Raw genomic sequence first — 13,090 nt, 5'->3', positions numbered from 1 at the left:
TCGGCCTCCTGTATGGACGTGGAGATGAGCGATTCGGAGGAAGTTGACGGGTAGAAAGTCATCATTCCGCAGCCTCCACGATCGGCCCCGGCGAAAAATCTTCCGGGAAATGCGTCATGGCGCTCATGACGGGATAAGGCGTGAAACCGCCGAGCGCGCAGAGCGAGCCGAATTTCATCGTGTTGCAGAGATCGGCAAGCAGCACCCGGTTTTTCTCCGGCTCGATGCCTTGGGCGATCTTGTCGGCCGTCTCGACACCGCGCGTCGAGCCGATGCGGCAGGGCGTGCACTTGCCGCAGCTTTCGACGGCGCAGAATTCCATGGCGAAACGCGCCTGCTTCAGCATGTCGGCCGTATCGTCGAAGACCACGATGCCGGCATGGCCGATCAGCCCTTCCCTGGCGGCGAAGGCTTCGTAGTCGAAAGGCGTGTCGAACAGCGCCCGCGGGAAATAAGCGCCGAGCGGACCGCCGACCTGCACGGCCTTGACCGGCAGCCCCGTGGCCGTACCGCCGCCGATCCTGTCGACGATATCGCCGAGCGAAAGACCGAAAGCGGTCTCATAGAGCCCGCCATACCTGACATTGCCCGCGATCTGCAGCGGGATTGTGCCGCGAGAGCGGCCCATGCCGAAATCGCGGTAGAAGGCAGCGCCCTTTTCCATGATGACGGGCACCGAGGCCAGCGAGATCACATTGTTGATGACGGTCGGACAGTCGAACAGGCCCTTATGCGCGGGCAGCGGCGGCTTGGCGCGCACGATGCCGCGCTTGCCTTCGAGGCTGTTCAGCAGAGCCGTTTCCTCGCCGCAGACATAGGCTCCCGCGCCGGTGCGCACCTCGATGTCGAAGGCGCGGCCCGAGCCGAGCACCGAAAGGCCGAGAATGCCGGCCTGCCGGGCGATGCCGACAGCCTCGGTCATTGCCGCAATCGCATGCGGATATTCCGAACGCGTGTAAACGAAGCCCTTGGTCGCCCCGGTCGCAAGTCCAGCGATCGCCATGCCCTCGATCAGCACAAAGGGATCGCCCTCCATGATCATCCGGTCGGCAAAGGTGCCGCTGTCGCCCTCATCGGCATTGCAGACGATATATTTGCGGTCGCCGGCGGCATCGAGAACGGTCTTCCACTTGATGCCTGTGGGGAAACCCGCGCCGCCGCGTCCGCGCAGGCCGGAATCGGTGACCTCCTTGACGATCTCGGCAGGCGTCATCGAAACGGCGCGGCGAAGGCCGGCAAGGCCGCCATGCGCCTCGTAATCGGCGAGCGACAGCGGATCGGTGATGCCGCAGCGGGCGAAGGTCAGGCGGGTCTGTTCCTTCAGGAACGGGAGGTCTTCAACCTCCCCGAGACAGAGCGGGTGATCGCCGGCGCTCATCATCCCGGCATCGAGGAGAACAGGCACGTCCCTTGCCTTGACCGGCCCATAGCCGATGCGTTTGCCGGCGACTTCGACCTCGACCAGCGGCTCAAGCCAGAACATTCCGCGCGAGCCGTTGCGCACGATCTCTGCGTCGAGGCCGCGGGCGGCGATCTCCTGGGCAATCGCCTTTGCCACCTTTTCGGCCCCGAGCGCCAGCGCAGCGGCATCGCGCGGAACATAAATCTTCACTGTCATCGACGTGCCTCCGCGACGAGTTCCGCCGCCATCTGATCATCGACACGGCCATAGACCTCGCCATCGAGCATGGCTGATGGCGCGCAGGCGCAGAGCCCGAGGCAGTAGACCGGCTCCAGCGTCACGCTGCCATCAAGCGTCGTCTGGTGGAAATCGATGCCGAGCAGCCTTTTCACGCGCTCGGCCACCGCATCGCCGCCCATAGACTGGCAGGCCTCGGCACGACAGAGCTTCAGCACATGCCGTCCGGCGGGGTGATTGCGATAATCGTGGTAGAAGGTCACGACCCCATGCACTTCGGCGCGCGAGAGGTTCAGTTCCTCTGCAATGACCGGCAGGGCTTCCTGCGGCACATAGCCGAACTCTTCCTGAACTTCGTGCAGAATGGGGAGCAGCGGCCCTTCGAGGAAGCGAAGATTGGCGACGATGGAACGGGTACGCGCTGCAATATCGCCTTCGGCGATATGAATGGTCATAAGGCAGCCCTCCCACGGCTTGCTCGTTGCAAAATGACGGCCTCCCCCAGCCTGAGTGTCATTTTCGCAAGCAGCATCTCAAGGAAGCAGCCGGCAATCAATAAAGCTATCTCGTTGCTTGATAGCTTTTTCCTATTGAAGTTCTTCCTCTTGGACCAAAACTCTGGCTTCGTGCAGCAGTGCCGACACCAGTGGCGTGAACGGCTCGCGATAAGGCGCCACAAGGCCGACCAGATGATGCGCCTCCGGCTCGACGATCGGGATCATGCGGATTTCGACGGGAAATCCGAAGGATTTCGCCACATTGCGCGGCATGATGCTCGCCCAGCGGCCGGTCCGGACATGCGAGAACAGCACGATCATCGAATTGGATTCGAGTGTCGGGTGTACTGTGGCGCCGGCCTCGATCAAGTGCCGGTTGATGATGCGGCGGTTCTGCATGTCGGCGGTCAATAGACAAAGCCGAAGATCGCCGACCTCCCGCCAGGTGACGCTGTCGCGGTCGGACAGCGGGCTGCCGGCGGCCGTGATCAGATTGTAGCGTTCGGCATAGAGGGGAACGCTAGTAACGCGGCCGAGCGGCTCGTTTTCGAGATAGGTGATGCCGGCATCGATTTCGAGATTTTCGAGCATGCTCAGCACTTGCAGCGAATTGCGCGAGACGATCGAGAAGGTCACGCCGGGATGGCGCTCCTGAAACGGCGTGGTGATGCGCGAGAGCATGGCCAGCGCCGTCGGAATGGCGGCAAGGCGGATGTGGCCGGAAAGACCGCGGCGCGCGGCGCGCATCTCCTCGCGCATGGTGCGGGTGTCGCCGACGATGCGCCGGGCCCATTCGAGCACGCGCTGCCCCTCCGGCGTCAGCCCCTGGAACCTGGAGCCGCGCTGCACCAGCATGACGCCGAGTTGATCTTCGAGCTGCCGGATCGCGGCCGAAAGCGTCGGCTGCGAGATCCCGCACTCTTCCGCGGCGCGGCCGAAATGCTTTTCATTGGCAAGGGCGATAAAGAATTCCAGCTTGTCGATCATCCCCTTATCTTCGACATAGCAGCCGTACTGCGCAAGGGCGGGGGCTAACTGTTTTCCGCAGCTGGAAAGAGATCGAACAGCGATTCGAGGAAGGCAAGCACGCTGACATTGCCGATGCTGTAATAGACCAGCCGGCCCTCGCGGCGCGTATTGACCAGGCCTTCGAGCCTCAAGCGCGCGAGCTGCTGCGAAACCATTGCCTGCTGGATGCCGAGGATACTTTCGATCTGGCCTACCGTTCGCTCCTCGGTCGACAAGATACAGAGGATCAGAAGTCGCGTCTGGTGCGCCAGCGCTTTCAGAAGATCACTCGCTTCATGGGCTTTTCCAGCGAGCTTATGCAACTCCTGGCCGGTCATCCCCGGCTCCGGTTTTGGCAATGGCATTCGAGATCTCGGAAGGAGGCAATGAGGTAGATCAGTACAGTAGCATATTCGCAGAAGCGAATTGGCCAAAAGTGATGAAATGCCAAAAAAGGTCCAAACAAATCAGCAGATAAGCTGACCGCCGTTGATTTCGATCACCTGGCCGGTGATGTATCCGGACAACGAAGGAGCCGCCAGGAAGAGATAGGCCGGCGCACAATCCTCCGCCGTTCCGAGCCGCTGCAGGGGGATGGATTTTCTGGTCTGCTCCAGCTTCTCGCGGGAGGAATAGCGCTCGTGGAAATCGGTTTCGATCGTTCCCGGCGAGACGCAGTTGACGCGGATTCCGTCGGGCGCGAGCTCGCGGGCGAGCGCCTTGGAATAGGTCGCCACGAAAGCTTTCGAAGCCGAATAGATCGAGGAACCGGGGCTGCCGCCGGTCAGCGCCGAAATCGAAACCGTGTTGACGATGGCAGCCCCCTGAGCCGCCTTCAACGCCGGCAGCAACGCCCGCGTCAGCGCCACCACCGATGTCTGGTTCAGTCGCACGACCGCCTCATAATCCGCATCGGTGAGCGTGCCGGCCGGAAAACGGCCGAGCATGGTGCCGGCATTGTTGACGAGCACATGCACCTTGTCGAAGAAGGCGAGAGCGTCTTCGGCAAACTGCGCCGCGCCGCCGACAGCCGAGAAATCGGCATTCAGCAACAGCGCCCGCCTTTCGGATTCGGCCGTCAGCAGGAAATCCGGCAGATCCCGTCCGGGCTTGCGCCCGGTATGGACGATCACCTTCGCGCCGCAATCCAGAAACTGGCGGGCCACTTCGAGGCCAATGCCGCGACCGGCGCCGGTCACGACGACATTGCGATTTTCAAACAGTCTGGGATGAAACACGAAGCCGTCCTCCTCGCGGACATGGCCGCCGGTTGCGCCATTCGCTGTTAACATATGAGTGCGCAGACCGAAAGAAAGGCGCGCATCGATCTTCACGGGAGAAATCTTACTGGGGAGACTTCCCCGGGCAAACTAGCTCTCGTCCTCCAGAAGCCGAGCACCCGGTCCTTCCCTGCCGAGCCGGTCACCGGGATTGCGCAGCGGACAGCTTTCGATCGACAGACAGCCGCAGCCGATGCAGCCGGCCAGCCTGTCGCGCAGCAGGCTCAATTGCCTGATTCGCTCGTCGAGATCGTCCTTCCACAGCCCCGACAGCGTCTGCCAATCGGCGGCTGTCGGCGTGCGCCCCTGCGGCAGCGATTCGAACGCCGCCTGGATTTCCGAAAGCGGAATGCCGACGCGCTGGGCCACCTTGATGATGCCGAGGCGTCGCAGCACATCGCGGCCGTAGCGCCGCTGATTGCCGCGGGTGCGAATGCTCGAGATCAGCCCTTTGGTCTCGTAGAAGTGCAGCGCCGAGACGGCAAGGCCGCTGCGCTCCGCCACTTCGCCGACCGTGAGCAGCCTGCCGAGCGCGGCCGGAGAAAATCTATCCATCGCCTGTTGACCTCAATATTGGTTGAGGTTTTATAAATCTTGCTCCTGCAGCCGTAAAGCCCGGCCGCCGAAAGGAGGCATGCCTGCCTCGCCCCTCGAAATATCAGGCTTCGGTTCCGTTCCCGGCAGGTACGGAACCTCGAGAAACACCCGGACAGGACCTCCGTCCGGGTGTTTTTCCTTTACATTCGGCTCATCCCCACCACACGGACGGGTTGCGAACTTTGCGGTTGCGGGAGGAGACCCCCGGTGATAATTTCCGCGCCGATTACAGGGGAGCTCCGTATTGCCGGGGCTGAGATGTGAGGCGCAAGCTTCTGGACCCTTCAAAGCTGATCTGGGTAATGCCAGCGGAGCGAGGTCCAAATGTTTTCCGGCGCACAAGTGTCGCTCTATCCGATGTCCGGCAATTTCGTCGGCATCATCCTTGATGCCGTCAAGGCGCTCGATCCCTATCGTGACCGGCTGCGCATCGAGACCGACGATATCTCCACGCTGCTGGTCGGCCCGCCCGACATCCTCTTTTCCGCCATGCGCGATCTGTTCGTCGCCGCCGCAAAAACCGGCGAGCATTGCGTGCTCTCCGCCGCGGTCTCACGCGGCTGCCCGGGCGAGCCCGACGACGCCATCTGCGGCATCAATTCTTCCTCCGAACAGGCGGAACCGCTTGCCGGGCGCATAGACGCTGCACTGGCCGCCGTCGAAGCCGCCGATGAAACCGGTCAGCCGACCGCCGCCCAATTCTCGCTCTACGTCATGGGAAGCGGAACCCATATGGATGAGATCTATGGCTGCATCGACTTCCTGAAGCGCTCCGGAACCTTCGATCGCTCGAAGAATTTCTGCACCAGGCTGAGCGGCGATGCCGGCGCTATCTTCGCGACCATTCGCGAGGCTTTTCATCGCTTCGGCGATCCCGAGGGACATGTGACCCTCGACATCACGATTTCCGCCAACAGCCCGACGAAAGCCTGAAATCGAACGTGACGACATCGCCGCAACCATCGGATTGGCGCCTTCCAGCGCTCCGCGCCGCTCTCTACCGGGGCATGCCCGCCTTGCTCGCCGGCTGCGCCTTCCTGGCGGCCTGGGAACTCTATGTCGATCTTTCCGGTATCAAGCCTTCCATCCTGCCGGCCCCCTCCCGCATTCTCATCCAGGGTTGGCTGAACCGGCAAGCGCTGGCCGCCAATACCTGGCCGACGCTCAGCGCGACGCTCGGCGGTTTTGCGCTGTCGCTGGCCTTCGCCTTCGTCTCCTCGATCCTCATGGATTTTGTGCCCTTCATGCGCCGTGCATTGCTGCCGATCTTCATCGCCAGCCAGACCCTGCCGCTGGTGGCGATCGCACCCCTCGTCGTGCTCTGGTTCGGCTTCGGCCTGCTGCCGAAGATTCTGCTGGTGGCGCTGGTAACCTTCTTCCCCCTGCTGGTCGCCCTGCTGCAGGGCTATGAATCGACCGACCGCGACATCGCCGAACTCCTGAACTCGATGAAGGCGAGCCGCTGGCGCATTTTCCGACTCGCCCGGCTCCCCTCCGCCCTGCCCTATTTCTTCGCCGGCCTCAGGATTTCGATCACCTATGCCGTCGTCGGCGCGATCTTTGCCGAATATGCCGGCGCCGCGAGCGGCCTTGGCATCTATATCCTCAATGCCAAGAACAACTTCCGCCCCGATTTGGTGCTCGCAGCCGTGATCGTCAGCGCCGTTCTGACGCTCTGCCTCTTCGGGCTGACGCTGATGATCCAGCGTCTCGCCATGCCCTGGCAGCCACCCCGGGAGCGGCGCCGATGACCGACATGCTTGAACTGCGCAACATCTCGAAGACCTTCGACGGCATGAAGGTCCTGGGCGATATTTCCCTGAGCGTCGCAAACGGTGAGTTCGTGTCGATCGTCGGCCCATCCGGTTCCGGAAAATCGACGGTGCTGAGATTGCTGACACAGGCGCTTCAGCCCGATTCCGGCACCATGCTTTTCAATGGCGTACCGCTGGAACAGGCCCTGCATTCCTTCGCCTTCATGCCGCAGCGCGATGCGCTGATGCCCTGGCGCCGGATCATTGACAATGCCGCGCTCGGCCTGGAGGTAAAGGGCATGAGCCGCCGCGCCGCCCGCGCCGCTGTCGCGCCGCTGTTCGAGCGGTTCGGCCTTGCCGGCTTCGAGCACCACTATCCCTCCGCGCTTTCCGGCGGCATGCGGCAACGCGCGGCACTGCTGCGCACCGTCATCCAGACCCAGGACATGCTGCTGCTCGATGAGCCCTTCGGCGCACTCGACGCCCTAACGCGCACGCAGATCCAGGAGTGGCTTCAGGGCATGTGGACCGAGCACCGCTGGACGGCGCTGCTGATCACCCATGATGTGCGCGAGGCAGTATTTCTTTCCGACCGCATTTACGTGCTCTCCGCCCGCCCGGCCCACGTCATCCGCGAATTCCGCGTTCCCCTGCCCCGCCCGAGAAGCATCGCCGATCTCGGCTCGCCGGCGGCCCAGGCGATCGAGACTGAAATCCTGCAAACCCTGCTTCATCCGCTGGAACAGGATGATTTCAGGCCAGGCGGCCTAAAATCTGAATCCTATTCTAATTTAAAGAGTTAGAGCATGATGTCGTCCAAAAACCGCACGTTTTTCGGCCTCACGCTCCACAGACCTGAGGAGGTCACCATGCCGCTTCTCACCCGTCGCCAGACGATCCTCGCCGCCATCGCAACAAGCCTCGCCGGCCGCGTCGCCTTCGCCCAATCGGCGCCGGCAAAGGTTCGCATCGCGCTCGACTGGACGCCCAACACCAACCATATCGGCATCTATGTCGCCAAGGCGAAAGGCTTTTATACCGCCGCCGGCCTCGATGTCGAAATTCTTCCCTTCACCGACACCAGCGCCGGAACGCTGGTGTCCAACGGCGTCGCCGATTTCGGCATCAGCAGCGAGATCGAAGCCATCACGCAGCGCGCCGGCGGCGGCGACGTGAAGATGGTCTACGGCGTCGTCCAGACCGAAACCGCCCGCCTGATCTTCAAGGGCGGACGCGACGACATCAAGAGCCCCAAGGATCTCGACGGCAAGACCTACGGCGGCTTCGGCGGCACCTGGGAGAGCGCGCTGGTCTCCGCGATGATCCGCAACGACGGCGGCAAGGGCGACGTCAAGACCGTCACCCTCGGCACCTCTGCCTACGAGGCGCTGGACAATGGCTCGATCGATTTCACGCTGGAGATCTACACCTGGGAAGGCATCGCCGCCCAATTGGAAAACCGGAACATCAGCCGCTTCCACTATTCCGATTATGGCATTCCCGACGAACAGACGACGGTGATCGTCTCTAGCGACGCCTATCTCGCGGCAAGCCGGGAGCATGCCCGCGCCTTCATCCAGGCGACGCGCCAGGGTTACGCCTATTCCATCGACCATCCCGACGAAGCCTGCGACCTGTTGATCTCCGGCAGCAATGGCGCGCTGATGAATACGGAACTGGTAAAGGCCTCTCAGAAGGCCTTGATCGAGGGGCACTTCCTGAAATCGGAGGCCGGCGTGATCGGCAACCTCGACCCGGCAAAGGCCGAGGCCATCGGCAGTTTCCTCCTCGAGAACGGCATCCTGGTCGATGCGAACGGCGCCGCACTCAAGGAGAAGCCGGACTTTTCCGCCTATTATACCAACGAACTCCTTGGCTGAACCCAATCCCAGCCTTGCCCGGCGCGGCTTTCCACGTCACAATCGCCGGGCAAGGCGAGGGGCGCGATGAGACAAGAGGAAAGACTGGCCGGGGCGGACTTTCTGCGCGCGACGGCCTGTCTGCTGGTGCTTGCCCACCATCTCGTGCTGCGGCTGGATATGCGCAGGATTCCCGACGAGCTTGCGCCGGCCGCACATATCGCCCGCTTCGGCAATTTCGGCGTTGCCATTTTCTTCGTGCTGAGCGGCTTTCTTCTGGCTCGTCCCTTCTGGCGCGCGCTCGACGCGGGCGGCGATATGCCGAACCTGCGGGAATATGCGATCCGCAGGGCGGCGCGTATTGCCCCCGGCTTCTGGGTCGCCGCCACCGTCAGCTTCGCCCTCAGCCTGACGCTGCTTGCCCTGCCGCTGACGCCGGAGCTTGCGCTCCGCTACGTCTCCGGCATGCTGTTCATGAGCCAGTGGCATTGGCGAACCCTTTTTCCCGTCGAAGCCGATGGGCCGCTCTGGTCCATTCCCTTCGAGGTTACCAGCTATGTGCTGCTGCCCGCCTGCTTCTTCCTGCTGTTTCGTTCCCCGACCTTGAGAAAGCACCCCTTGCTCACCCGCTCCGCCTGGCTTTGCATCATCGGCGGCGTGCTTGTTGCCCATGTGCTGATCCTGACCTTCTTTGCGCTCGACGACATCGGGCGCGGCTGGCAGTACGGCCTGCAGGGCGGAGCGAAGGAATGGATGCCCAAATATAATCCGATCGGCTTTTTCGCCGTCTTCGCGATCGGCGCGCTTGCCGCCGGCATCGAGATCATGCTGCCCTTGAAGCGCTCCGCCTGGTTCGATGCCACTGCACTTCTCGCCCTCGTCGTTGCCGCCTACCGGCTGGTCATATCGCCCGGCGGCACGCCGGAAGCCTTCGGCTGGCTCGATATCCCATACGGCTTTCCGCTCTTCCCGCTCGCGGTCGCGACCGCCTTGGTATCATTGACGCGTTCACTGGTCCTGGGCAGGCTGCTCGACAATGCTCCTGTCCGCTACACGGCAAAGATCTCCTTCGGCATCTACATCTGGCAGGAGATCATCCTGATATTGATCCAAAGGCTCGATCCCGGCTCCTTCGGTGCTTCCACCGAAAACGTCGTGACCGGCTGGCTTCAATCTTGCGGGCTGACGGTGGTGCTCCTCTTCCTGGTTGCGACCCTCAGCTACTATCTCCTGGAAAGGCCGGCGATCCATTTTGGCAGCCGGCTTGCGAGCGGCCAACCCAATCGGGCTACTCCTTTCAAAGTATAAATTCCCCATCACCTCAACTACAGGCATTAAGGTTAACGGGAAATACTCCCATTTTTGGCGCCTTCATGCTTACTAATTTCTTATTTATACCGATGACAAACGATAGCTGAGCATGTATTTGTTTCGCTGCGGTTCAGTGTTAGAATAATCTTGTGGACATTCTGTAATGAATGCTTTTCCTTCGAAGAGGAACGCGCGCTTCGATGCGTCTCGGCATCAGGACAAAATCAAGGCACTGGTTATAGCGAATTCCAATATTCGCCAGCCGGATAGCTTTCCCGATTCGAAAAGAGAGATGGTGCTCCGACTGGTCGTGAAACGATTCATCGACATCATCGTATCGGCCAGCGCCCTGATCGTGCTGGCGCCCCTTTTTCTGGCAATCGCGCTTTTCATCAAACTCGACGACGGCGGCCCGGTGTTCTTCCGCCAGATCCGTTGGGGGCTGAACGGCCGGAAGATCACGGTCCTCAAGTTCCGGTCGATGCGCACGGAAGCCTGCGATCCCAGCGGCATTCAGCAGACCGTCAAAGGCGACGTCAGGGTCACCGGCATCGGCGCGATCCTCCGCAAGACCAATATCGATGAATTGCCGCAGCTTCTGAACGTCCTCCAAGGCGACATGTCGCTGGTCGGCCCGCGCTGCCATGCCATCAATATGCGGGCGGCCGGCAGGCTCTACGAGGAGCTCGTGCCGGATTACCACCACCGCCACGTCATGCGCCCCGGCATCACCGGTCTTGCGCAGACACGCGGCTGGCGCGGCCCGACGGCGCGGCCGCTGCAAGCCCGCGCCCGCATCGCCTGCGATATCTTCTACGTCAAACATTTCAGCCTGCTGCTCGACATGAAGATCCTGTTCAAGACCCTGGTCATCGAACTGCGCGGCGGCACCGGTTTCTAAGACGGACCTCATCACGGCCACCGCAGAACGGCCATCATGGCCGTTCATTCATTTCAGCCGTTCGATGACGCCGTTCCCATATCCGAGAAAAAAGCAGAAACAAAAAAGGCGGCCGTAGAGGCCGCCTTCGATCGATGCCGTTGATGGCGATCAGTCTTGCTGGACGATGCCGCGCAGATGCGTCAGTTCCATGATGAAATGCTCGAGCTTCGACTTGTGCTCGTGATGCTCGGCATCCTCGAGTTCCTTCTTCGCAGCTTCGATGCGGCGGGTCAGTTCGTCCTTGTTGAGCTCTTCCACTGGTACCGCAGATTCGGCGAGCAGCGTACAGCCGGTCGGCAGAATATCGGCAAAGCCGCCGAACACGACATAGTCCTGCTTCTTGCCGGAAGCCGAACGCACGCTCACAACACCCGGCTTGATCGTCGTCATCGTCGGCGCATGGTGCGCCATGACGGTCATTTCGCCCTCGTTCGCGGGAATGACGACCTCCGTCACCATCTCCGACAGCAGCAGACGCTCCGGCGAAACGAGCTCAAAGTTGAAATTGTCAGCCATCAGTGACTTACCTTCTCGGCTATGGCTTTTGCATCTTGCAATTTGGTCCCGCAGAACGGGCAGTGCAGTATCGCCTGGTCGAGATATCCGAGGCCCTCCTCGGTCTGAACCAACCCCACGACCATCATGATCACGCCGTTATCGGCACGGTAGACGGTAGGTGCTGCCGGTTCCGGAAGTTCCGCCACGACCCCTTTCAGGGAGTCGCAGCAGAATATCTCGTCCTGAGCATCGCTCATCAGGCAGCAGCGAGCTTCTTGGCCTTCTCGACAGCTTCGTCCATCGAGCCGACCATGTAGAAGGCGGCTTCCGGCAGGTGGTCATATTCGCCGTTGACGAGACCCTTGAAGCCCTTGATCGTGTCTTCGAGGGCGACGAGCTTGCCCGGCGAACCGGTGAAGACTTCGGCGACGAAGAACGGCTGCGACAGGAAGCGCTCGATCTTGCGGGCGCGGGCAACGGCGATCTTGTCCTCTTCGGACAGTTCGTCCATGCCAAGGATGGCGATGATGTCCTGCAGGGCCTTGTAGCGCTGCAACGTCGACTGCACCTTACGAGCGACTTCATAGTGCTCTTCGCCGACGACCATCGGGTCGAGCATGCGCGAGGTGGAGTCGAGCGGGTCGACGGCCGGGTAGATGCCCTTTTCGGCGATCGAGCGCGACAGAACGGTCGTTGCGTCCAAGTGGGCGAACGAGGTTGCCGGCGCCGGGTCGGTCAAGTCGTCGGCCGGAACGTAGATGGCCTGCACCGAGGTGATCGAACCCGTGGTCGTCGTGGTGATGCGCTCCTGCATCTGGCCCATGTCGGTTGCCAGCGTCGGCTGATAGCCCACGGCCGAAGGAATACGGCCGAGCAGAGCCGACACTTCCGAACCTGCCTGCGTGAAGCGGAAGATGTTGTCGACGAAGAACAGAACGTCCTGGCCTTGGTCGCGGAAGTGTTCTGCGACGGTCAGACCGGTCAGAGCGACGCGAGCGCGGGCGCCCGGCGGTTCGTTCATCTGGCCGTAAACGAGCGCAGCCTTGGAGCCTTCGCCGCCGCCATGCTTGTTGACGCCCGATTCGATCATTTCGTGGTAGAGGTCGTTGCCTTCGCGGGTACGTTCACCCACGCCTGCGAAGACCGAGTAACCACCGTGCGCCTTGGCGACATTGTTGATCAGTTCCATGATCAGAACGGTCTTGCCGACGCCGGCGCCGCCGAACAGGCCGATCTTGCCGCCCTTTGCGTAAGGCGCAAGAAGGTCGACGACCTTGATGCCGGTGACGAGGATCTGCGCTTCCGTGGACTGCTCGACATAAGCCGGAGCGTCCTGGTGGATGGCGCGCCTGTGAGCGGTGGTCAGCGGACCTGCTTCGTCGACCGGCTCGCCGATGACGTTCATGATGCGGCCGAGCGTTTCATCGCCGACAGGAACCGAGATCGGAGCGCCGGTATCGACGACCCGCTGACCGCGGACGAGACCTTCGCTCGAGTCCATCGCGATGGTGCGGACTTCGTTTTCGCCCAGATGCTGAGCGACTTCGAGAACCAGGCGGTTGCCGTTGTTGTCGGTTTCAAGCGCGTTCAAAATCGCCGGCAGTTCGCCTTCGAAAGCAACGTCGACGACGGCGCCGATAACCTGGGTGACTTTGCCGACAGAGCGGGTAGCTGCCTCAGCCATATTCTTACCCTCTTTCCCTA

The 13,090-nt window shown here is 61.7% G+C and carries 15 protein-coding genes and 1 riboswitch; of the genes, 6 read left to right on the top strand and 9 right to left on the bottom strand.

Features of this window, described 5'->3' with window-relative positions; translation table 11 throughout:
- Positions 1-61 precede the first annotated feature (61 nt).
- From ATY76_RS26390 to soxR, 6 genes are all read right to left on the bottom strand, one after another.
- Positions 62-1,618 (bottom strand): NADH-quinone oxidoreductase subunit NuoF, encoded by a 1,557-nt coding sequence (locus ATY76_RS26390; RefSeq protein WP_088677603.1) that lies wholly within the window; start codon positions 1,616-1,618, stop codon positions 62-64.
- Positions 1,615-2,094 (bottom strand): formate dehydrogenase subunit gamma, encoded by a 480-nt coding sequence (locus ATY76_RS26385; RefSeq protein WP_088677602.1) that lies wholly within the window; start codon positions 2,092-2,094, stop codon positions 1,615-1,617. Before ATY76_RS26385 ends, ATY76_RS26390 begins: the two co-directional genes overlap by 4 nt.
- Positions 2,095-2,226: 132 nt before the next feature.
- The gene (locus ATY76_RS26380; RefSeq protein WP_088677601.1) at positions 2,227-3,123 is read right to left on the bottom strand and encodes a LysR family transcriptional regulator; all 897 of its coding nucleotides are present in this window, start codon (positions 3,121-3,123) and stop codon (positions 2,227-2,229) included.
- Between the two features lie 44 nt (positions 3,124-3,167).
- Positions 3,168-3,509, bottom strand: a complete 342-nt coding sequence (locus ATY76_RS26375) for a metalloregulator ArsR/SmtB family transcription factor (RefSeq protein ID WP_088677600.1) — start codon at positions 3,507-3,509, stop codon at positions 3,168-3,170.
- Positions 3,510-3,611: 102 nt separating this feature from the next.
- The gene (locus tag ATY76_RS26370) at positions 3,612-4,382 is read right to left on the bottom strand and encodes an SDR family oxidoreductase (RefSeq protein WP_088677717.1); all 771 of its coding nucleotides are present in this window, start codon (positions 4,380-4,382) and stop codon (positions 3,612-3,614) included.
- Between the two features lie 132 nt (positions 4,383-4,514).
- Positions 4,515-4,979 (bottom strand): redox-sensitive transcriptional activator SoxR, encoded by a 465-nt coding sequence (gene soxR, locus ATY76_RS26365; protein WP_088677599.1) that lies wholly within the window; start codon positions 4,977-4,979, stop codon positions 4,515-4,517.
- Positions 4,980-5,241: 262 nt separating this feature from the next.
- Positions 5,242-5,355: riboswitch (TPP riboswitch) on the top strand.
- On the opposite strand from soxR, the gene ATY76_RS26360 reads away from it, so the two are divergent.
- The 6 genes from ATY76_RS26360 to ATY76_RS26335 all read left to right on the top strand — a co-directional run bounded on the left by ATY76_RS26360 (position 5,346) and on the right by ATY76_RS26335 (position 10,846).
- Positions 5,346-5,954, top strand: a complete 609-nt coding sequence (locus ATY76_RS26360; protein ID WP_088677598.1) for a YkoF family thiamine/hydroxymethylpyrimidine-binding protein — start codon at positions 5,346-5,348, stop codon at positions 5,952-5,954. Its footprint overlaps the riboswitch before it by 10 nt.
- An 8-nt stretch (positions 5,955-5,962) precedes the next feature.
- Positions 5,963-6,772, top strand: a complete 810-nt coding sequence (locus ATY76_RS26355) for an ABC transporter permease (RefSeq protein WP_088677597.1) — start codon at positions 5,963-5,965, stop codon at positions 6,770-6,772.
- A complete protein-coding gene (locus ATY76_RS26350; RefSeq protein ID WP_088677596.1) occupies positions 6,769-7,578 on the top strand; it encodes an ABC transporter ATP-binding protein in 810 nt (269 codons plus the stop codon). The genes ATY76_RS26355 and ATY76_RS26350 overlap by 4 nt, the downstream gene beginning before the upstream one ends.
- Before the next feature lie 66 nt (positions 7,579-7,644).
- Positions 7,645-8,655 (top strand): ABC transporter substrate-binding protein, encoded by a 1,011-nt coding sequence (locus ATY76_RS26345; RefSeq protein ID WP_088677716.1) that lies wholly within the window; start codon positions 7,645-7,647, stop codon positions 8,653-8,655.
- A gap of 66 nt (positions 8,656-8,721) precedes the next feature.
- The gene (locus tag ATY76_RS26340) at positions 8,722-9,942 is read left to right on the top strand and encodes an acyltransferase (RefSeq protein WP_088677595.1); all 1,221 of its coding nucleotides are present in this window, start codon (positions 8,722-8,724) and stop codon (positions 9,940-9,942) included.
- A gap of 166 nt (positions 9,943-10,108) precedes the next feature.
- Complete coding sequence (locus tag ATY76_RS26335) at positions 10,109-10,846, top strand: sugar transferase (RefSeq protein ID WP_088677594.1); 738 nt, start codon at positions 10,109-10,111, stop codon at positions 10,844-10,846.
- Positions 10,847-10,996: 150 nt separating this feature from the next.
- Here ATY76_RS26335 and ATY76_RS26330 read toward each other — a convergent pair whose 3' ends face one another.
- Genes ATY76_RS26330 through atpD form a run of 3 tightly spaced genes read right to left on the bottom strand, consistent with a single transcriptional unit; the run spans position 10,997 to position 13,070 of the window.
- Entirely contained in the window at positions 10,997-11,404 is a 408-nt protein-coding gene (locus ATY76_RS26330) for a F0F1 ATP synthase subunit epsilon (RefSeq protein WP_088677593.1), read from the bottom strand.
- Complete coding sequence (locus tag ATY76_RS26325; RefSeq protein WP_004679291.1) at positions 11,404-11,643, bottom strand: hypothetical protein; 240 nt, start codon at positions 11,641-11,643, stop codon at positions 11,404-11,406. Before ATY76_RS26325 ends, ATY76_RS26330 begins: the two co-directional genes overlap by 1 nt.
- Complete coding sequence (gene atpD / locus ATY76_RS26320; RefSeq protein WP_088677592.1) at positions 11,643-13,070, bottom strand: F0F1 ATP synthase subunit beta; 1,428 nt, start codon at positions 13,068-13,070, stop codon at positions 11,643-11,645. The genes ATY76_RS26325 and atpD overlap by 1 nt, the downstream gene beginning before the upstream one ends.
- Between the last annotated feature and the right edge of the window lie 20 nt (positions 13,071-13,090).

It is taken from the genome of Rhizobium sp. R339 (genome assembly GCF_002211395.1).
In the GTDB taxonomy this organism is placed as follows: Bacteria; Pseudomonadota; Alphaproteobacteria; order Rhizobiales; family Rhizobiaceae; genus Rhizobium.
This window is presented reverse-complemented; position numbering and strand designations above follow the sequence as displayed.

Excerpts from the sequence above, each read along its gene's own strand:
- ATY76_RS26380 (WP_088677601.1), bottom strand. The coding sequence starts at position 3,123 with ATGATCGACAAGCTGGAATTCTTTATCGCCCTTGCCAATGAAAAGCAT.
- soxR (WP_088677599.1), bottom strand. The coding sequence starts at position 4,979 with ATGGATAGATTTTCTCCGGCCGCGCTCGGCAGGCTGCTCACGGTCGGC.
- ATY76_RS26360 (WP_088677598.1), top strand. The coding sequence starts at position 5,346 with ATGTTTTCCGGCGCACAAGTGTCGCTCTATCCGATGTCCGGCAATTTC.
- ATY76_RS26340 (WP_088677595.1), top strand. The coding sequence starts at position 8,722 with ATGAGACAAGAGGAAAGACTGGCCGGGGCGGACTTTCTGCGCGCGACG.
- ATY76_RS26330 (WP_088677593.1), bottom strand. The coding sequence starts at position 11,404 with ATGGCTGACAATTTCAACTTTGAGCTCGTTTCGCCGGAGCGTCTGCTG.
- ATY76_RS26325 (WP_004679291.1), bottom strand. The coding sequence starts at position 11,643 with ATGAGCGATGCTCAGGACGAGATATTCTGCTGCGACTCCCTGAAAGGG.
- ATY76_RS26350 (WP_088677596.1), top strand. The coding sequence starts at position 6,769 with ATGACCGACATGCTTGAACTGCGCAACATCTCGAAGACCTTCGACGGC.
- ATY76_RS26385 (WP_088677602.1), bottom strand. The coding sequence starts at position 2,094 with ATGACCATTCATATCGCCGAAGGCGATATTGCAGCGCGTACCCGTTCC.
- ATY76_RS26345 (WP_088677716.1), top strand. The coding sequence starts at position 7,645 with ATGCCGCTTCTCACCCGTCGCCAGACGATCCTCGCCGCCATCGCAACA.
- ATY76_RS26335 (WP_088677594.1), top strand. The coding sequence starts at position 10,109 with ATGAATGCTTTTCCTTCGAAGAGGAACGCGCGCTTCGATGCGTCTCGG.
- ATY76_RS26375 (WP_088677600.1), bottom strand. The coding sequence starts at position 3,509 with ATGCCATTGCCAAAACCGGAGCCGGGGATGACCGGCCAGGAGTTGCAT.
- atpD (WP_088677592.1), bottom strand. The coding sequence starts at position 13,070 with ATGGCTGAGGCAGCTACCCGCTCTGTCGGCAAAGTCACCCAGGTTATC.
- ATY76_RS26390 (WP_088677603.1), bottom strand. The coding sequence starts at position 1,618 with ATGACAGTGAAGATTTATGTTCCGCGCGATGCCGCTGCGCTGGCGCTC.